Annotated in this window: 10 protein-coding genes; 6 read left to right on the top strand and 4 right to left on the bottom strand. The window is 68.5% G+C overall.

Annotated features, from left to right (window positions below; all coding sequences use genetic code 11):
* Positions 1 to 53: 53 nt before the first annotated feature.
* Complete coding sequence (gene otsB, locus E0E30_RS04360; protein ID WP_210115861.1) at positions 54 to 941, bottom strand: trehalose-phosphatase; 888 nt, start codon at positions 939 to 941, stop codon at positions 54 to 56.
* A gap of 82 nt (positions 942 to 1,023) precedes the next feature.
* On the opposite strand from otsB, the gene E0E30_RS04355 reads away from it, so the two are divergent.
* The gene (locus E0E30_RS04355) at positions 1,024 to 2,427 is read left to right on the top strand and encodes an alpha,alpha-trehalose-phosphate synthase (UDP-forming) (RefSeq protein ID WP_130865247.1); all 1,404 of its coding nucleotides are present in this window, start codon (positions 1,024 to 1,026) and stop codon (positions 2,425 to 2,427) included.
* Between the two features lie 145 nt (positions 2,428 to 2,572).
* Here the strand turns inward: E0E30_RS04355 and E0E30_RS13740 are convergent, their stop codons facing one another.
* Positions 2,573 to 5,707, bottom strand: a complete 3,135-nt coding sequence (locus tag E0E30_RS13740; protein ID WP_130865246.1) for a S8 family peptidase — start codon at positions 5,705 to 5,707, stop codon at positions 2,573 to 2,575.
* A gap of 275 nt (positions 5,708 to 5,982) precedes the next feature.
* Here E0E30_RS13740 and E0E30_RS04345 point away from each other — a divergent pair, with 275 nt between their 5' ends.
* The 3 genes from E0E30_RS04345 to E0E30_RS04335 all read left to right on the top strand — a co-directional run bounded on the left by E0E30_RS04345 (position 5,983) and on the right by E0E30_RS04335 (position 8,891).
* Positions 5,983 to 6,951, top strand: coding sequence for an LssY C-terminal domain-containing protein (locus tag E0E30_RS04345; protein ID WP_245306497.1), 969 nt, complete (start codon positions 5,983 to 5,985; stop codon positions 6,949 to 6,951).
* 112 nt (positions 6,952 to 7,063) lie between these two features.
* Positions 7,064 to 8,371: an ISL3 family transposase gene (locus tag E0E30_RS04340; protein WP_130865244.1), complete on the top strand. Its 1,308-nt coding sequence runs from the start codon at positions 7,064 to 7,066 to the stop codon at positions 8,369 to 8,371.
* Positions 8,372 to 8,387: 16 nt separating this feature from the next.
* Positions 8,388 to 8,891, top strand: coding sequence for a hypothetical protein (locus tag E0E30_RS04335; RefSeq protein ID WP_130865243.1), 504 nt, complete (start codon positions 8,388 to 8,390; stop codon positions 8,889 to 8,891).
* A gap of 2 nt (positions 8,892 to 8,893) precedes the next feature.
* Here the strand turns inward: E0E30_RS04335 and pulA are convergent, their stop codons facing one another.
* Positions 8,894 to 14,683, bottom strand: a complete 5,790-nt coding sequence (pulA, locus tag E0E30_RS04330; RefSeq protein ID WP_245306496.1) for a pullulanase-type alpha-1,6-glucosidase — start codon at positions 14,681 to 14,683, stop codon at positions 8,894 to 8,896.
* A gap of 332 nt (positions 14,684 to 15,015) precedes the next feature.
* Here pulA and E0E30_RS04325 point away from each other — a divergent pair, with 332 nt between their 5' ends.
* Both E0E30_RS04325 and E0E30_RS04320 read left to right on the top strand, forming a co-directional pair.
* Positions 15,016 to 17,181, top strand: coding sequence for an ArnT family glycosyltransferase (locus E0E30_RS04325; protein WP_130865242.1), 2,166 nt, complete (start codon positions 15,016 to 15,018; stop codon positions 17,179 to 17,181).
* Positions 17,182 to 17,723: 542 nt separating this feature from the next.
* Positions 17,724 to 18,967 (top strand): IS3 family transposase gene (locus tag E0E30_RS04320; RefSeq protein ID WP_411913989.1). Its coding sequence is split into 2 segments (ribosomal slippage): positions 17,724 to 18,036 and positions 18,036 to 18,967, totalling 1,245 coding nucleotides; the frame shifts between segments, so codons are not numbered across the junction.
* Between the two features lie 321 nt (positions 18,968 to 19,288).
* On the opposite strand, the gene E0E30_RS04310 is transcribed toward E0E30_RS04320, so the two are convergent.
* The coding region (locus E0E30_RS04310) for an ISL3 family transposase (protein ID WP_130866730.1) at positions 19,289 to 20,018 on the bottom strand (730 nt) is incomplete at its 5' end.

Genomic DNA, 20,018 nt, shown 5'->3' with positions numbered 1-20,018 from the left:
ACGGAATCCGAAAATCTCCCGCATCATGAGATCACGTCTCACATCTCGAACGATCACCACGTGTCGTCGACGCGATTGGCGACCTCACGCAGGAACGCGGCGACGCCGTGCGGCCCATCGCACAGGACGTCGGCACGCCCGGCCAGGGCGGGCTGCTCGGCGGAGTACGAGACGATCCGCGCCCCGGGCGCCCCCTCCTCGATCCATCGCCCGACGAGGTCGAGGGCGGGAACGTCGCCGAGGTCGTCGCCGGCCATGAGCACGACCCGCGGGTGCCGCTCGTCGATGAGTTCGCTGAGGGCCCGGGCCTTGGAGGTCGGCGTCCCGGTGAGCTCGATGACCTCGCGTCCCTCCTCGGCGTGCAGACCGCGACGGGTCGCCACCTCGTCGGCGAGCTTCGACGCCACCGTCCAGGCGACCTGCCGATCGGCCGCCCGGCGGGTGTGGAGGGCGACCGCTCGGCCCTTGTCCTCCACGTGCAGCCCGGCCAGCCGCGCGTCACCGGCGACGAGTTCGTCGACAGCCGAGCGCAGTTCCTCGACGGCTTTCCGGACGGCGTCGGGCACCTCGGGCGAGCGCACCTGCCCGGTGGCGGCGTCGTACCTCTCGACGCCGTACTGGCCCAGGACGACGAGCCGCTCGAGCCCCGGCAGGGAGTCGATCTCGGCCATCCTCCGCACGTCGTCGACCGGTCGTCCGGTGACGATGGCACAGCCGGCCAGGTCGTCGCACATCCGGGCCAGGGCCTGCCGACTCTCCGGGAGGATGCGGCTGGTCGTCGGGTCGTCGACAATGGGGGCCAGGGTGCCGTCGAAGTCGAGGGCGAGCATGGTGCCCGCCGGGTCGTGGGCGACGGCGTCGAGCACCGATCGCCCGGCGGCGGTGCAGGCCGTCCAGGACAGTCGAGGTGGGGTGTCGGTCATGACCCCATCGTCACACAGACCCCACCGGACCCCGGCCAGTTCCCGCCCCGACGAGCCAGGACGCACCCGCTGATAGGGTTGACGGAGGAAGGGGATGCCCATGACGTCAACCACCACCGACCTCGCCAGCTTCATCGTCGTCGCCAACCGACTGCCCGTCGATCGGGCCCAGGAGGATGACGGGAAGGTGACCTGGCGAACCTCCCCCGGTGGCCTCGTCACCGCCCTGGAACCGGTCATGCAGCGCAAGGGCGGGGCCTGGATCGGCTGGCACGGCGCCCCCGACGAGCAGGTCGAACCGTTCGCCCACGAGGGGTACGACATCGTCCCGGTCCCGCTGAGCTCCCAGGAGGTCGAGGAGTACTACGAGGGCTTCTCGAACGCAACCCTGTGGCCGCTCTACCACGACTGCGTCGTCGATCCGGTCTTCCACCGTGAGTGGTGGGACGCGTACCGCGCCGTCAACGCCCGCTTCGCCCAGGCCGTGGCCGAACGGGCCGCCCAACGAGCGACGGTGTGGGTGCAGGACTACCAGCTCCAACTCGTCCCCCAGCTGCTGCGCGAGCTGCGACCCGACCTTCGGATCGGGTTCTTCCTCCACATCCCGTTCCCGCCGATCGAGCTCTACGAGCGCATCCCGTGGCGCGACGAACTCGTCGACGGACTCCTCGGCGCCGACCTCGTCGGGTTCCAGACGCCGGGTGCGGCCTCGAACTTCCTGCGCCTGGCCCGGCGCCGTCCGGGGGTCGTCGGCGCCAAGGGCAGGGCACACCTGGCCGACGGTCGCATGGTCCGCATCCGTGACTTCCCCATCTCCATCGACTCGCAGGGATTCCACGACCTGGCCAACTCCCCCGAGGTGCTCCAGGAGGCCGACCGGCTGCGCGAGGAACTCGGGAACCCGCCGACCATCCTCTTCGGCGTCGACCGGCTCGACTACACCAAGGGGCTGCGCCAACGGATCCGAGCCATCGGTGAGCTCTTCGACGAGGGACGCCTCGACCCCGCCAAGTGCGTCTTCCTCCAGCTCGCGACGCCGTCCCGCGAACGGGTCGAGGAGTACAAGATCCTGCGCGACGACATCGACCTGCTCGTCGGCCGCATCAACTCCGGGTCGACGACGCTGTCCCGCCCCCGGATCGCCTACCGGCACACCTCGGTGCCGCGCCGCACGCTGGCCGCGATGTACCAGATCGCCGACGTCATGGTCGTGACCCCCCTGCGCGACGGGATGAATCTCGTCGCCAAGGAGTACGTCGCCTGCCGCTCCAGTGACGACTCGGCCCTCGTCCTGTCCGAGTTCGCCGGTGCCGCACGAGAACTGCGCCAGGCCTACCTCGTCAACCCGTACGACATCGATGGCATGAAGAACACCATCATGAAGGCCCTGGGCGACTCCCGGCGCACCCGGGCCCGCAAGATGCGGACCATGCGTCGTCAGGTCTTCGAGCACACCATCGACCTGTGGGCCTCGACCTTCCTCACCGAACTCGAGGGCGACTGAGGCGGCCCGGCCCACCCACAGAGGCTCGCGGCGGCCGGCCGCGCGGCGCCCCTCGAGTCGTCACCGGTCGAGTCCGGAGCATGCAGGGCCCCCGCCATCACGAGGATGGCGGGGGCCCTGGCCGCTGCGGATCAGTCCGAGGACGTCACTTGCGCTTGGGGATGACGATCCCCTCGGTGCCGGTGGCGTTGTCGGTCGCGATGACCAGCAGGCCCTTGCCGGCTTCGGGGTCGGCCCGGTAGGCCGCGGCGTCGAAGGTCACCGGGAAGGAGGCCTTCTTCTGGTTGGCGCCGAAGCTCACGCTCTGGCCGTCGTTGAACACCTTCTTGAAGGGGTTGTAGCTGGCGGCGTCGGTCTCGTCGCCCTTGGCCGAGTCGTACCCGGAGTACGTCGAGACCGCGTACTGGAACTGTCCGGTGATGCCGACGGAGGCGGCGTCGATCGGCAGGACGACGGTGCTCGAGTCGGTCGGGGCGATCGACAGGTAGCCCGACGGCTTGAGGGCCTTCGTGGCCGGGTCGTAGATGAACACCTCGCTGAGACCGTCGGCGTCACCGTTGCGGATCTGGCCGGAGTCGTAGCTGAAGATGACCTTGTCGGCCTTGCCGTCGTTGTTCGTGTCGAGGGCGACGTCGAACTCATGGATGCCGGCATTGGAGTGACGCGACCACGTGTTGACCGCGAAGGCCAGGGTCGGGTTCTGCGCGTCGCCGAAGGACGCGACACCGGTGGCCTTGACGTCCCATCCCTTGTCGGTGGCCGTCTCGTCGCCGTCCTTGGGGTCGGTGACGCCGAGGGTGTAGACGTCGGCCGAGGTGGCGACGCCGGAGGTCTTCTTCATGAGGGAGACCGAGGCCTTCTTGCCGTCGAGCTTGGGGTTGCCCTGGACCCCGACCTGGGCGTCGACCCGAGGAACGAGGACGTAGGGGACGGTGAGCGTCTCGGCGCCGGAGGTGGCGACGACCTGCCCGTCGATGGCGTGGAAGGAGAACTGGTCGTCCTTGTCGCTCGAGGTGCCGACCTTGGTGGCGTCCGTGCTCACGGTCACGGTGACGGTGCGGCTGGAGCCGGCGGGCACGGTGACCCGCGAGGGGCTCACGGTGACGTCGGCGCGGTCGGACTCGGCGGAGGCGACGGAGGTCAGCGACCAGGTCCTCGAGCTCGTCCCGAGGTTGGTGAGCGTGATCGTCCGGTTGGCGCTGTACCTGCCGGAGAACTCGGCGTACCCGAAGCTCAGCGAGGAGTCGGCGACCGATCCGCCGTCGGTCCGCACGACGTCACCGTAGGCGGTCGAGGTGGCCTTGACGAGAGCCATGGGGTCGACGAGCCCGGCCCCGGTGAGGGTCACGGTCGAGCCCTTGACACCGGCACGATCGGCGGTGGCGACGACGGCCTGGCCGACCTGCTGGTGGGTCCAGGTCGGGTGGGCCTCGACACCCAGGGCGGCGACGCCGGCGACGTGCGGGGTGGCCATCGAGGTGCCCGACATCGTCTCGTAGTCGCTGCCGGACCCGACGGCGACCGACTTGATCGACACACCGGGAGCGGCCACCGACGGGTGGGCCGCGGAATCACCGGAGGCCGGGCCGGCCGAGGTGAAGTCGGCGGGCTTGCGGAAGGTCGGGTTGGCCAGGGTGAAGTCGGAAAGGCTCACCTGCTGGCCGTTCGCGGCGACGAGGGTGTCGCCGTCGGACCCGCTGCCCAGGACACCCTTGACCCCGAGGAACGGGATGGTGACGTCGTAGGCCTCACCGGTGTCGGGGTTGCTCGTGATGGGGCCCTCGAAGGGGGGCAGTCCGTCGCTCGTGTTGACCATGGCGACGGCGGCGGCACCGGCCTGCTGGCCGTAGACGGCACGGGCGACGCGGGCGCAGTTGCCACGGACGGTCACGGCGAGCTGGTTGGAGCCGGCGGTGATGCCGTTGCGGACGTAGGCGTCCTTGGAGCAGCCCAGGGCCTCGTTCTCCGGGGTCGACGGGTCGTCCTTGAGGACGACGACGGTGTAGGGCCCGCCGAGCTTGGCGCCGTTGGCATTGATGGCGTCGATGGTGCGGCCGTCGGCGAGGGTGATCCGTGCCCCGGGGAAGGACGCGGTCGAGTCGACGGCGGCCACCGAGATGACCCCGGCCCCGGTCGAGGGCGACCCGACGAGGTACGGGTTGTGGCCGTTGTTGCCGGCGGCTACAACCATGATGACGCCATTGGCGACGGCATTGCGGGCCGCGACCGCATCGGGGCTGTCCGTGGTGCCGTAGGGGCTGCCCAGCGACATGTTGACGACGTCCATGCCATTGGCGACGGCCCAGTCGATGGCCTCGGTCGTCACGTCGGTGCTGCCCTCGCAGCCGAAGACGCGCACGGCGTAGAGGTCGGCCTGGGGGGCGACGCCCGGCCCGACCTTGAACTCGTGCTTGGGGGTCGAGGTGTCGTAGGGGCCCTTGTACGTGGACCCGTCGGCGTTGACGCCGAAGCCGGCGATCGACCCGGCCACGTGGGAGCCGTGTCCGGCGGCGGCGCAGTCGAGCGGGTTGGGATCGGGCTGCGGCTTGGAGTCGGCCTTGGCGGCGTTGTAGGCGTCACCGACGAGGTCGGTGCCACCCTTGACCTTGGGGGCGTTCGGCCCGAAGAGGGCCGGGTCGGCCGGCTGCGACGAGGTGGCGGCTGCGGCCTTGAACGCGTCGACTGTGCCCGGGCCACCGAAGTCGGCATGGGTGTAGTCGATGCCGGTGTCGAGGACGGCCACCTTGACGTGCTTGCCGGTGTAGCCGGTGGACTCCCACACCTTGTCGGCCCCGAGGAAGGGGACGGAGGTCGTGTTCGTCGGAGCGATGTCGTACCGCGGGGCACCATGGATCGCGGCGACGCCGGGAAGCTTGGCGATGGAGCTCAGTTGCGATCCCTTGACCTTGACGTGGACACCGTTGTACGCCGACTGCATCTGGCTGACGACGATGCCGCCGGAGTTGCGCACGCTCCTGACGATGTCACCCTGGGACTGCTTGAGGCTGTCGCGCAGGGCCTTCTTCTGCTTGCCGGTGAGCTTGCCACCCGACTTCGCGTCGACGACGGAGACCGGATCGGCCTTCATCTGGACGATGACGTTGACCTTGGCATCGGAGCGGGCGGCACCCGGCACGACGTCGGAGTCGATGACCCCGTCGCCGGCGGCGACCTTGGTGACCTCGATGTGACTGCCCGCGTCGGACGGGGCTGCCGCTGCCACACCCGGTGTGGCGGCGATGAGCATGCCCGTCAGCACGACGGCACTGAGCCTGTTCATGTGGTTCCCTTCGACCAACCTGCACCCGTCCGGTGGTTCCGAACAGGTTGGGAGGAATCTATGGAGAGCCTTGGTGCGACGTGCGAAGTGGAGACCTTGGACACACAATCGTTATCAATCCGAAACCAAGCCGTCCGCATCGTGAAAAGGACCGTGACCTTCCTTGCGTATGCACCGGACGGTCCTCGTAGCCTTCGCTGTTTCCGTCCGTCGGTCCGACGATGACGGGCTGTCCCACGGCCTCCCCTGGACTGTGCAGGTGCAAGGATGGGGCCGTGACCGAGGACTCCTGGCAGGCTCGTCGGCAGCGGCGTCCCGTGTACGCCGCCCGCCCCTCGAAGGTCAGCGGGACGAGCGTGCGCAGTTGGTCGGTGCTCGAGCGGGTCGACATCGCCTTCGCCGTCATCGCCACCGTCGGCGTCGTGTGGTTCACGTGGATCGTCCTGCGATCGAGCTTCGAGGCCTCCCCGGTACGGCTGGCCCACCTGCTGCTCTTTTGGCTCGTGCTCACCTATCTGGCGCTGCCGCGGATCCACCAGGTGCTCACCGGGTTCTACGTTCCCGACTACTTCATCGGCCGGACCCGCAACGGGGACGGGCTGCTCGGCGACCCGGTCAACATCGCCCTGCTCGGATCGGAGGGCCAGATCCGCGCCGCCATGAACGCCGCCGGCTGGGAGACGGCAGATCCCGTCACGCCGAGGAACGCCTGGCGCACCGTCGTCGCGACCCTGGGTCGGCGCTCCTACCCGACGGCGCCGGTGTCGAACCTCTACCTCTTCGGCCGGGAACAGGCCTTCACCTTCCAGAAGGAGGCCGAGGGGAATCCGGCGCAGCGTCACCACGTGCGCTTCTGGCGGACGCCGTCGGGCTGGTTGCTGCCCGGGGGGCACCGGGTCGACTGGTTGGCCGCCGGCACCTACGACCGGGCGGTCGGGCTGTCGGCGTTCACCTGGCAGATCACCCACAAGATCGACGCCAACATCGACCTGGAACGTGACTACATCGTCGACGACGTCCGATGGGCGTGTCCGGAGGTGTCCGTCGAGGTCATCACCGATTTCTCGACCTCGTACCATTCGCGCAACGGCGGCGGCGACACCATCGTCACCGACGGTGACCTGCCGATCGTCGACCTGCGCCGGCTCGCCGAGGTGCCACAGGCGACGAAGGTCGTCCCCATCCGGCCCCGCAGGCTCCCCCATCACCGGCTCTTCAGGATCCAGGGTGTAGTTGTGACTTGACTGTGTGAGAGTCTGCTGTAGTTGGCCTGTGGGGCCGGGGTGCGTGGGGGGAGGACCCTGCGCGAGGATCGGAGTGTCTTAAGTCCCGTCCTCGTGAATCGCAAGGCCCTCCATGAACCACGCTACCTTCAGCACCCCCGACCTGACCACATTCGCCCGTCTCGACGAACTCGGTCTGGAGGTCACCGGCCAGCTGATCAGTGACGAGGAGACGGTCCTGGCCTGCCGGGTCGTCGCCCCCGACGACTGGTGCCACTGGTGCGGATGCCAGGGGGTCCCTCGTGACACGGTGATCCGCCGGCTGGCCCATACCCCGATGGGCCACCGGCCCACGATCCTTCAGATCCGGGTACGCCGGTACCGGTGCACCGGCTGCGGACACGTGTGGCGCCAGAACACCGACCAGGCCGCCCAGGCCAGGGCGAAACTGTCGCGGGGAGGGCTGGCCTGGGCACTGGAGGGCCTGGTGCTCGATCACCTGCCGGTCTCCCGTATCGCCGCTGGTCTGGGGGTGGACTGGACCACCGCCAACGATGCGGTGCTGGCCGAGGGCACCCGCCGGCTCATCGACGACCCGCACCGCTTCGAGGGCGTGGAGGTCATCGGGGTCGACGAGCACGTGTGGCGCCACACCAGCCGTGGTGACAAGTACGTCACCGTGATCATCGACCTGACACCGCTTCGCGACGCCACCGGGGCCTCCCGGCTGCTCGACATGGTGGCGGGACGTTCCAAGAAGGTGTTCAAGACCTGGCTGGCCGGCCGCGACCAGGCCTGGCGCGACCGCATCCAGATCGTGGCGATGGACGGGTTCACCGGCTTCAAGACCGCAGCCGCCGAAGAACTCCCGGCCGCGGTCGAGGTCGTGGATCCGTTTCACGTCGTGCAGCTCGCCGGCGACCAGCTCGATGTCACCCGCCAACGCATCCAGCAGGACACCGCGGGCCATCGGGGCCGGGCGGGCGACCCCCTGTTCGGGGTCAGGCTGACCCTGCACACGGGCCGGGACCTGCTCACCGACCGGCAGGCCGCCCGCCTGGAACAGGTGTTCGCCGCCGACGCCCACGCCCCGGTCCAGGTCACCTGGGCCGTCTACCAGGAGATCGTGGCCGCCTACCGCGCCGAGAACCGTGCCGAGGGCAGACGCATCATGGCCCACCTCATCGACGCGATCGCCACCAAAGTCCCGAAGGCCCTGCCCGAAGTCACCACTCTGGGCCACACCCTGAAGAAGAGAGCCGACGACATCCTGGCCTACTTCGACCACCCCGGGACCTCGAACGGGCCCAGTGAAGCCATCAACGGCAGACTCGAACACCTCCGCGGCATCGCCCTGGGATTCCGCAACCTCACCCACTACATCACCAGATCACTCCTGGAGACCGGAGGATTCAGACCCCGACTACACCCTGGATCCTGAAGAGCCCCATCACCCGGTGGGCGACTCCCTCCACGAGATCGGCACCGAGCTGTCGGAGAGCGCCTCCGACATGGTCGGGCGGTCCCGGCCGCCGAGCCTCGTCTTCGGCGTGCTCGTCGTCGTCATCTCGACCGTGTTGACGTACGTCATGAGCCTCGGGCTGCATCTGGACCGGGCGCGGCAGGCAGTGGCCACCGTCTCCCCCGACCCGACGTCGCGCAGCGTCGACATCCTCACCTGGGTCGTCGGTGCCCTCGTCGCCGTGGTGGCCCTGGGGTCGGCGGCCGCGACCTGGCTCGGCCATCCCCGAGGTCGGGTCGTCCTCGAGTCCTCGCTGTTGGCGACGATCATCGTCACCGGAGTTCCCTTGTCGACGACGTCCTCGCGCGATCTGCAGTCCCTGGGGTCGATGTCGTGGGCGGTGCTGGCCCTGCTCGCGGTGACCTCGCGACGCTCACGGGCATGGACCGAGGACGTCAAGGCGGCCCGACGCGAACGCCGGGCCGCCTCGCAGACCTGAGGTCACTGGTTCTCGACGAAGACCGCGACGGTTCTCGCCGGGACGGTCGCCACCCCGGTGGTCGGGTTCCAGGACGAGGTCTTGACGACCGGGTCGACGCCCTGCGCCTCGACCGTCGACAGGGCCAGGGTGTGGCCCGCCAGGCCGGCGATCCGCTGGTCGACGGACCGGGCCGAGGCGTTGAACACGACGACGAGGTTGGCGACCTTCGGGTCGACGTCACGACCGGTGGTGTCGTCGATCCTCATGGCGATGACGCCGGCATGGGCATCCGTGGTGCCGGAGGCCGGGAAGCTCACCTTGGCGTCGATGAGGTTCGCCGACCCCAGACGGAACAACGGGGTCGAGAACCTCAGCCGGAGGAGCTGCTGGGCCTGGGCGGAGGCCTGCTGCACCTGGACGGCACTGGGCTTGAGCGAGGAGTCCGCCAGGAGCGGCTTCATGAAGGAGTACTTCGACGAGTTGTCGGCCTGCGGCGGCAGGCCGTGCCCGAACCCGTTGTCAGCCCCGGTCCAGTCGAGCCGGTTGAACCAGTCACCCGAGTTGTACGAGTTGCGGTCGAGGCTCTTGGACCGCAGCAGGTCCGAGCCGGCGTGCCAGAACGAGGGGCTCTGTGACAGGGCCGTCGTCGCCAGCGACATGGTGTTCATCCGGATCCGGTCGGACATCGAGGTCGCCAGGGGCAACTTGTAGGTGAGCGAGTCCCAGAGGGTCTCGTTGTCATGGGCGTCGACGTAGTTGACGTTCTCGGCGGGTTGGGAGGCGAATCCGGCCGGGCTGCCGTTGTAGTCGAGGGTGGAGCCGGTCACCTTCGTGCCGCTCGAGGAGACGAAGGAGAAGGACTTGAGGTTGCCGGCCAACCCCAGCTCGACGAGGTCGGTGTCGTGACCGATGTTCGTCGCGGCGTCCTTGTTGATGTCGGCGCCGTTGGGGTCGGTCGCCTCGCCGCTGCCGAATCCCTGCTTGCGCGGGTCGGAGTCGAAGGGCCCGCCGCCTCGGACGGCGTCGCGCAGCCGGTCGTTGAACGATCCGATGCCGGTGCCGTCCAGCTGCCCCTGGGTGGCCTGGACGAAGAGGGCGTTGTCGGCGACCTCTCCGAAGTTCCAGCCCTCCCCGTAGAGGTAGATCGATCTGCCGTCGACGCCGTCACGCTTGAGCGTGAGCTTGTCGAGGGCTGTCCGGACCGCCTTCATGTTGGTCACCGAGGCGTGCCCCATGAGGTCGAACCGGAAGCCGTCGACCTTGTAGTTGCGCGCCCAGCTCACCACCGAGTCGACCATGATCTTCTGGGCCATCTGGTGCTCCGTCGCGACGTTGGAGCAGCAGGTCGAGGTGTAGACCGCGCCCTTGGCGTCGAGCCGCTGGTAGTACCCCGGCACGACCTTGTCGAGGACCGACGTCGTCGCCAGACCGTCCGCTGAGGTGTGGTTGAACACCTGGTCGAGGACGACCCGCAGCCCGTCGGAGTGCAGTGCTCCGACCATGGTGCGGAACTGCGCCACCCTGCGCCCACCGTAGGCGTCGGCGTCCGAGGCCGCGTAGGAGCCCTCCGGCGCCATCCAGTGCCACGGGTCGTATCCCCAGTTGAAACCATCGGCGTCGGCGATCCGGGCGATGCACGCCTGCTGCTCGGTGGAGTCGGGGGCGTAGGAGGCCAGGTCGCACGGAGGTGTCCGCTGCTCGGACTTCCCCTCCGGGATCGAGGCGATGTCGAAGGTCGGCAGGATGTGGACGGTGTTGAGACCGGCCTTCGCCAGGTCCTTGAGGTGCTTGGTGCCGTTGCTCTGGTCGGCGAAGGCCAGGTAGCTGCCGCGATGGGCCGCTGGCACGGAGGTGTCCGAGATGGAGAAGTCCCGGACGTGGAGCTCGTAGATCGTCGAGTCGACGGCCTGGGCGAGCCTGGGGGATGCCGTCGTGCGCCACCCGGACGGCTGCCAGGTGCGGTCGGACAGGTCTACGGCCACCGATGCGGTCGAGTCGAGGGTCAGTCCGGTCGAGTACGGATCGGTGACCGTGCTCGTCACCACCTTCCCCTGGGTGGGCACGAAGACCGTCACCCGGTACAGGTAGCTGGCGTCCCGCAGCTTGTGGCCGGTGTAGGACCACGAACCGGTCCGGGCGTCCCAGGACATCGGACGCACATCGGTCGAGGAGCCCGAGGTCGGGTTGACGAGCAGTTCCACCTTCCGTGCGGTGGGTGCCCACAGCCGGAACGTCGTGGTCGCCCCGCGGAAGGACACGCCGTAGCCGAGGCCGGACGCCGCCTGCGCGTACACCGAGTCGAGGACGATGGGCAGCTGGACTCCGGTGGCGTCGACGAGTGACCCGGACCTGTCGTACTGGGCGACCGCGACCTGGCTGGTGAGGATGTCGTGGAGCTGGGCGCCGTGCAGCTTCTTGACGACGTGCAGCGCCAGGTATCCCTTGAGTTCGGGATGGGCGGCCACGACCGAGGAGGGCAGTCCTGCCGTGTCGAGGACGAGATCGCTCTCCTGCATGTCGGCGGCGGTGAGCGACTCGGCATCGATGGCCAGGGTGCCGCTGGCCGACCAGTGCAGTCGCCAGCTCACGTCATCGGCGGTCATGCCCTTGGGCAGGGCGGATGCCGGCCAGGCGATGGTCGACGCGTCGACCCAGATGGCCTTGGCCGCCTTGAGGTCGGGCGCGACCCCCTGCTTGGAGGTCGTCACCGACCCGACATGGGTCCTCGAGTCGTAGCTGAAGGTGACGACGGTGCCGGCGGTGGGCACCGAGAAGGTGAGGTTGTCCCCGCCGGCCTTGCCGTCGGCCCCGTAGTTCTCGTTCCAGGTGAGGCCGACGGCGACCTTCCACTCGTAGTTGCCGGCGGGGATCTGGTCGGTGCGCCACGTGTAGACGCCGTCCCCGTCGGGGTCGGTGAGCCACGGACGCATGCACGACGGTGCCCAGTCCGATCCACAGCCGAGTGCCTTCTGGAACGACCCCGGCGCAGTGACGATGGGACCCTGGGCGTCGCTGGTGACGTAGTGGGTGGCGTGGTCGTAGTAGAAGTTGACGTGCCCGGTGCTCGTCACGGCGATGTTCGAGCCGTTGGCCGCGCCACCGGCGCCGTAGTTCTCGTCCCACGACTTGTTGATGGCGGCCTTGTACTCGTACTGGCCGGCGGGCAGGTCGTAGCTGCCCTTCCAGATCTGGTCGGCCGGGTCGAGGGCCAGTTGGGCCTGGTCACAGGCCGGGTCCCAGTCGGACGAGCAGCCCATCTCCGTGTTGAGGGTTCCGGGCACCGACACGGCCTTGGGCTGGGCCACCGGCCCCACCGACCCGGTGTCGGCCGATCCCGAGGTCGCCTTCGCGTCCCCGACGATCCCGTAGCTCGAGGAGGCCGAGATGTTGCCCGAGAAGTCCTTGGCGACGGCGCGGTACTCGACGAGGGTGCCCTTGGCCAGGCCCGTGACGTCTTGGAACACGCGGTACGGGGCGTTGTCGTCGGTGCCCAACGGCTTCCACGTCGACGTGCCGACGGGGCGGTAGAGGAAGCTCACCTGGGCGTAGGTGTTCTCCCCGAGGGCCGCGGAGATCTCGGCACGGCCGCCGACGACGTCACCGGCCGACGGGCTCGTCATGTGGATCGCCGTCGCGCTGCGGCGTGCCGCGATCGGTGCGCTGGCCTTCCACACGGCGGCCGACAGGGCCGGGACCGACACGGTGACGTGGGTCTGGGCGTCCGAGCGGATCGCCGTCGAGGTGCCGTAGAGCGGCTTGAATCGATTCCGGGCACTGTAGGTGCTGAACGTGGCACTGGCCGTGGTGGTGGCATTGTTGATGGCCACGACGTACTCGGTGCCGTCCGCGGCGATCCGGCTGAAGGCGTAGATGCCGGCGCCGGCCGAGGAGTACCGGTGCACCTGGGTGCCGTTGGTCAGTGCCGGGTTGGCAGCGCGCAGCTTCGCCAGGGCGGCGATGTGTCGGTACAGCGGTGCGGACGTCGAGTAGTGGTCGGAAGTTCCCAGCGTGCCGCCACCGATGAGGGGTTCGGCCGCGTACTGGCTCACCTTGGTGGAGAACATGTCCTCCCGGGCGTCCTTGTCGCCACCCTTGCCGATGAAGCCCTGCTCGTCCCCGTAGTAGGTGACGGGGTTGCCGCGGACGAGGTACATGAGGTCGTTGGCCAGCTCGGTGCGCTTGAGCAGGTCGTCGCCGCTGTAGCCGGCCTGGGACAGGAACATCCCGATGCGCCCCATGTCGTGGTTCCCGAGGAAGGTCGGGGACTGGTAGGCGTTGGAGTCGGTGTCGGTGAGCCAGTCGTCGGAGGCGAAGAAGTCGCGCAGCCCGGTCGTCGCCTTGCCCTTGGCCTCGGCCAAGGCTGCGGCCTGGAACCCGAAGTCCAGTGCGGCGGGCAGGTTCCCCTTCGTCGTGTAGGTGCTCGTCACCGTCGGATCGGCGGAGTAGACCTCCCCGAAGGTGAAGAAGTCCTTCTTCCCGATGCGGTCGGCCTCGGCCTTGATCGCGGGATTGAACTTCGTCCAGAACTCGGTGTTGACGTGCTTGACGGTGTCGATCCGGAAGCCGTCGACCCCGAAGTCGACCCAGGACTTGTAGATGTCCTCCATGCCCGTGAGCACCTGGGGGCGCTCGGTGAAGAGGTCGTCGAGCCCGGAGAAGTCGCCGTAGGTCGCCGACTCCCCCTCATAGGTGGAGTCCCCGCGGTTGTGGTACATCGTCGGATCGTTGAGCCAGGCCGGAACCTTGACGTTCTTGTCCTTGTCGGCGATGACCGGCGTGTACGGGAAGGAGGACGTCGTCAGCTGGGGGAAGGTGTCCTGATCGGCGTAGTCGGCGTCGTCGAAGGCCTTCCCGGAGGCATCGGTGTACGGCTTGTCGGCCTTCGAGATGTACGAGTACTGGTTCTGGGCGTAGCTGATGACGTCGGCGGTGTGGTTGGCGATGATGTCGAAGTAGACCTTCATCCCCTTGACGTGCGCTGCGGAGATGAGCGCCTTCATGTCGGCATTGGTGCCCAGGTGGGGGTCGATCTGGGTGAAGTCGGTCACCCAGTAGCCGTGGTAACCGGCCGACGCGTCGGTCCCGGTGCCCTGGACGGGATGGTTCTTGAAGGACGGCGTCAACCAGATGGCGGTGGTCCCCAGACCCTTGATGTAGTCGAGCTTCGAGATGACGCCCTTGAGGTCACCACCGTGGTAGAAGCCCTTGTCCGTGGGGTCGAAGCCGGTGTCGAGACGACCTCCGGTGAGGCCACCGGTGTCATTGGAGGTGTCGCCGTTGGCGAATCGGTCGGCCATGAGGAAGTAGAACCGCTCCGTCGTGCTGGCGGCGCGTAGTGAGTTCCTGGCCAGTGGCTTGTCGGCAGCGGTGGCCGCACCGGGCAGGTCGGTCGGGGTGACGCCGATCCGATGCGTGGTCGAGTCGTAGGAGAAGGTGAGGCTGGAGGGCCCCTGGAGGACGAGCGGGATGTTCGACCCACCCTGGGCGCCGTCGGCGCCGTAGCTCACCGTCCAGGAGTCGTCGAGGGCGACCTTGAACTCGTACGATCCGGCCGGTACCGAGAAGGTCCTGGAGAACGTGGCGCCGTCGGTCGTCGTGAGGTGGGTCGCGGAGCAGTCGGGCTGCCAGTCGGTGTCGCACCCCAGGGCCTTCTGGAAATTGCCGACGAGGGTCACCGTCGGATCGGCGGCGTGGGCCGTCGTCGCACCCCGCGCCGCTCCGGCCAGCCCGAGCGAGAGGGTGCAGGCCGCAGCCGTGAGGGCGGCCAGCACCGACCGGCCCCGACGGGCAGTCCTTCCTTGTGGACTCACAATGGTCCCCTTCCGTGTGCCCGGGCTGCCGTGCCCGGAGTACGTCACCCCTGACGCACGGTCGGGACGCTAGCTTGCAAGATTCTTCATGTCCATAGGCTGGCAGGAAGCTGTCAGAACTTCATATAATCCCTTGTCACAAGTACATCGCGGGCGGGTATCCCGTCCCTCCGGAGCCGCCCGGGGAGGGCATTGGAGCGCTTCGGCGCAAGATCTTGCAAGGCGGTGTCGACCGTCGTCCTCATGGGCTCACCACCGATCGACCACATGGGACGCACAGTCGACGCATGGATTGTGGTCGTCGAACCTCAACGTCCACGGAGAGGCACGACATGACGACATCAACGATCAACTCCCGGTCCGGGCCACGACACGCCGTGGCCCGGACCCGGATGGACTCCCCCGCCAGTCCCTCCGCCAGGGCCGGCGAGCGATCCTGGCCGGCTCGACTGGTGCTCGGTCGGCGCACCGACCCGGCCTGGGCGCGTCCATCGCTGTGGGCACTGCTCGTGGCGACGGCCGTGCTGTACCTGTACAAGCTCACCGAGTCCGGCTATGCCAACGAATTCTACGCCGCGTCGGTGAAGTCGGCCACCCAGAGCTGGCGCGCGTGGTTGTGGGGCAGCCTCGACTCCCAGCTGTCCATCACCGTCGACAAACCGCCGGCGGCCATCTGGGTCATGGGCCTGTCGGCGAGGATCTTCGGGTTCTCGTCGTTCAGCCTGCTGTTGCCCGAGGCACTCATGGGTGTGGCGACGGTGGCTCTCACCCATGGCGCCGTTCGACGCCTGTCCGGCCACGGGGCCGGCCTCGTCGCCGGGGCGGCGGTCATGGTCACGCCGGTCGCCGCGCTCATGTTCCGTTTCGACAACCCGGACGCCCTGCTCGTCCTGTGCGTCACGGCGGCCGCCTACATGGTGGTCCGTGCGCTGCAGTCGGAGCGCAGGGCCCTGTGGTGGATGGTGGGTGCCGGCTGGCTCATCGGTCTGGCGTTCCTCACCAAGATGCTCCAGGGGCTGCTCGTCCTGCCCGCCCTCGCGTTGGCGTACCTCCTGTTCGCCCGCGCCGGGTGGGGTCGGCGTTTCGTCCACCTGCTCGCCGCGGCGGCGTCGCTCGTCGTGTCGGCCGGATGGCTCATCGCCCTGTGCGCGATCTGGCCGGCCTCGGCCAGGCCGTACATCGGCGGGTCGACGAACAACTCGCTGTGGGAGCTGGCCCTGGGCTACAACGGTCTGGGCCGCGTGCTCGGCGGCCAGGGCAATGGCGGTGGCGGAGGCGGCTTCGGCGGCACCGCGGGCCTGCTGCGCCTGGTGAACTCGCAGTTCGTCGGCGAGATCTCGTGGCTGCTCCCGGCGGCCCTCATCCTGCTCGTCGCCGGCCTAATCGGGTGCGGACGCCGCAGCCTCACCGATGGAAATCGCGCCGGACTCGTCCTGTGGGGCGGTTCGCTGCTCACGACGGCTGCCGTGTTCAGCTACATGCAGGGCACGATCCACTCGTACTACGCGGTGGCCCTGGCTCCGCTCATCGCCGGGACGCTGGCCACCGGTGCGGCCGAGGTGTGGTCGCACTCCCGTGGCGAGGGCCGCACGGCGGTGGTGTGGCGGGCGATCCTGGCCGGAACGGTCATCGTCACCGGCTGGTGGGGATTCCACGTCATGGCGACCTATGCTCCGAGCTGGCACTCCTGGATCCGGTGGGTGGCGCTCGTCGGGTCCGTCGTCGGGGCACTCGGGTACCTCATCGTCGCGTCCCTCGCCCGGGGCGGGATGACCGGACTGCGCAAGGCGGCCGTCGTCCTGCTCGCGGTGGGGTCACTGGCGGCGGTGACGCCGTCAGCCTCCTGGACCGCTGCGACGGTGGCGACCGCACACAGCGGGTCGACGCCGACCTCCGGACCGGCGGTGGCCGGGACCGGACGGATGGGCGGCATGGGCGGAGCCCCCAGCAGCGGGGCCCCCAGTGGGAATGGCGGCCCGGGCAGCAGCTCGGGGACGTCGTCCAACCAGAACGGCGCACCCAGCGGCACTCCCCCGTCGGGTACCAAGCCATCGGGGACGGCCCCCTCGGGTTCGACCTCGTCCACCTCGGGTTCGACCTCGACGTCGACTGATGGTCAGGCCGGTGGCATGGGTGGCGGCATGGGCGGGGCGTCGACGAGTGCAGCACTCGTCAAGCTCCTCAACAATGCCGGCACGAAGTGGTCGGCCGCGGTGGTGGGCGACCAGAGCGCGGCCGGACTCATCCTCAACACCGACACCGCGATCTACAGCATCGGTGGCTGGTCGGGCAGTGACAACAACATCACCCTGGCGCAGTTCAAGCAGCTCGTCGCCAACGGGTCCATCCACTACTTCATCGCCAGTGGACAGGGCGGGGGTGGCATGGGAGGCGGTGCGAACTCGTCCGCCTCGCAGATCACGAGCTGGGTGACGTCGACCTTCTCGTCGACGACCGTGGGCGGGACGACCGTCTACGACCTCACCAAGACGAACTGATCGACCGTCGGTCGGGCGCGGGGATGTCCCTGCGCCCGACCAACGTCGTGTTCGTGGGCCGCGTGCAGGCACGTCACGATCGTGGCATCACCGACCTCATGGCGCACATCCATCCTGCTCACGAGGCATCCGCGTCGGTCACGCGCAGGGGCGGTATGACCCCGGGCGAAGTCCCACGAGTGGGTGTCATGAGCTAGAGGATGCGATGGGAAAACTGCGCCCTATCGTCAGGGATAGAATTGGCGCAGTTGCGCACCCCGAAGCACTTCGCCCATAGACAGATACCGACGAGGCGCTGAGCCAAGGACGACTCTCCCAGGTACTCGAGTCGCCCGTCGTGGTGGTGCGAGAACGACGGGGTTTTCGCTATGAGAAGTGGCTCAGCCTCTCGACTGGCCGCTATCGAGCCAGGGCTTCCTGCGGGCCAGCACGACGTACTTGTCGACTCCTTGCCCAACCCAACACTGCTTATGTGGGCGCTTGACCCCTGATCTTGGACACGCTGATTCCAGCACGGCGCTGGGGAAGCGAGAATTCAAGGGATGGCAAGGAAGAACTACACGGACGAGTTCCGGCAGCGGGCGGTGGACTTGTACGAGTCCACGCCCGGCGGGACGTTGAAGGGCATCGCAGCGGACCTGGGTATCTCCCGCGGCGCGCTGCGGGAGTGGGTCGAGAAGCATGGCTCGGGCACGACGGCCCACAGCATGTCGCCGCCCACGTCGGGTCGGTCAGAGTCCCAGGCAGCGCGGATCGCGCGGCTCGAGGCCGAGCTGGCCCAGTCGAGGGCGGAGAAGCTGAAGCTCGAGACGGAGCGGGACATCCTCCGTCAGGCGGCGAAGTATTTCGCCGGGGAGACGAACTGGTGAACCGCTTCCAGTTCGTCGCCGACCACAAGGACGCCTACGGCGTGAAGCGGTTGTGCGAGGTCATCGAGATCGCGAGGTCATCGTTCTACGCCTGGCTCGCGGCGGCCCCGGGACGGGCGGCGAGAGCGGCCGAGGACGCGGCCCTCGCCGCGCGGATCCGGGTGCTGCAGGACCCCGCCCAGGGCGGCGACCGCGCCTACGGGGCACCGCGGATCACCGCCGACCTCAACGACGGCGTCACCGCTGCCGAGCGGGTGAACCACAAGCGGGTCGCCCGGGTGATGCGCGCGCATCAGCTCGCGGGGATCCGGCTACGCCGGCGGGTGAAGACCACGATCCCGGACCAGTCCGGACGCCGCTTCCCCGACCTGATCGGGAGGGATTTCTCCATCGGCGAGCCGAACCGCCGGTATGTCGGCGACATCACCTACCTTCCCATCGCCGACGGGTCGAACCTGTATCTCGCGACCTGCATCGACCTCGGCTCCCGGAAGCTCGCGGGTTGGCAGATCGCAGACCACATGCGCACCGAACTCGTCGAGGATGCACTGCGCGCCGCGGCCCGCGACCGCGGGACGCTGGCCGGCGCGATCTTCCACAGCGACCACGGCAGCGTCTACACCTCGAAGGCCTACGCAACCCTCTGCGAGCACCTGGGCGTGACCCAGTCCATGGGTGCGGTGGGCACGAGCGCCGACAACTCCCTTGCGGAGAGCGTCAACGCGACGCTCAAACGCGAGCTCCTCGAAGGCGCTTCAGCGTTCCCCGACCAGGCCACCGCCTACCGGGCCGTGTTCGGTTGGGCGAACCGCTACAACACCCGACGGCGCCACTCCGCGATCGGCCACATCAGCCCGAGCACCTACGAAGCCGCCTACGCGGCGACCGCGTCCGCTACCCTCACGGAAGCGGCATAACCGAACCGACACCGTGTCCACGATCGCGGGTCAAGGCCCTCCTGCGCGCATGGTCGCGATGCCACCCGCTGACCTGGCAGATCGCGTCCGAGACCGCGCCCTTGTCCTACCAGGTCACCGTGGGCCACTTCGTCACCTGCGACGCCGGGATCGCCTCACGTTTCGCCAACGTCAACTGGCTCTTCAGGATCCAGGGTGTAGTCGGGGTCTGAATCCTCCGGTCTCCAGGAGTGATCTGGTGATGTAGTGGGTGAGGTTGCGGAATCCCAGGGCGATGCCGCGGAGGTGTTCGAGTCTGCCGTTGATGGCTTNACTGGCTCTTCAGGATCCAGGGTGTAGTCGGGGTCTGAATCCTCCGGTCTCCAGGAGTGATCTGGTGATGTAGTGGGTGAGGTTGCGGAATCCCAGGGCGATGCCGCGGAGGTGTTCGAGTCTGCCGTTGATGGCTTCACTGGGCCCGTTCGAGGTCCCGGGGTGGTCGAAGTAGGCCAGGATGTCGTCGGCCCGCTTCTTCAGGGTGTGGCCCAGAGTGGTGACTTCGGGCAGGGCCTTCGGGACTTTGGTGGCGATCGCGTCGATGAGGTGGGCCATGATGCGTCTGCCCTCGGCACGGTTCTCGGCGCGGTAGGCGGCCACGATCTCCTGGTAGACCGCCCAGGTGACCTGGACCGGGGCGTGGGCGTCGGCGGCGAACACCTGTTCCAGGCGGGCGGCCTGCCGGTCGGTGAGCAGGTCCCGGCCCGTGTGCAGGGTCAGCCTGACCCCGAACAGGGGGTCGCCCGCCCGGCCCCGATGGCCCGTGGTGTCCTGCTGGACGCGTTGGCGGGTGACATCGAGCTGGTCGCCGGCGAGCTGCACGACGTGAAACGGATCCACGACCTCGACCGCGGCCGGGAGTTCTTCGGCGGCTGCGGTCTTGAAGCCGGTGAACCCGTCCATCGCCACGATCTGGATGCGGTCGCGCCAGGCCTGGTCGCGGCCGGCCAGCCAGGTCTTGAACACCTTCTTGGAACGTCCCGCCACCATGTCGAGCAGCCGGGAGGCCCCGGTG

Source organism: Acidipropionibacterium timonense (genome assembly GCF_900605005.1).
Lineage (GTDB): Bacteria > Actinomycetota > Actinomycetes > Propionibacteriales > Propionibacteriaceae > Cutibacterium > Cutibacterium timonense.
Note: the sequence above shows the minus strand (reverse complement) of the source record. Positions and strands in the feature narration are given on the sequence as shown.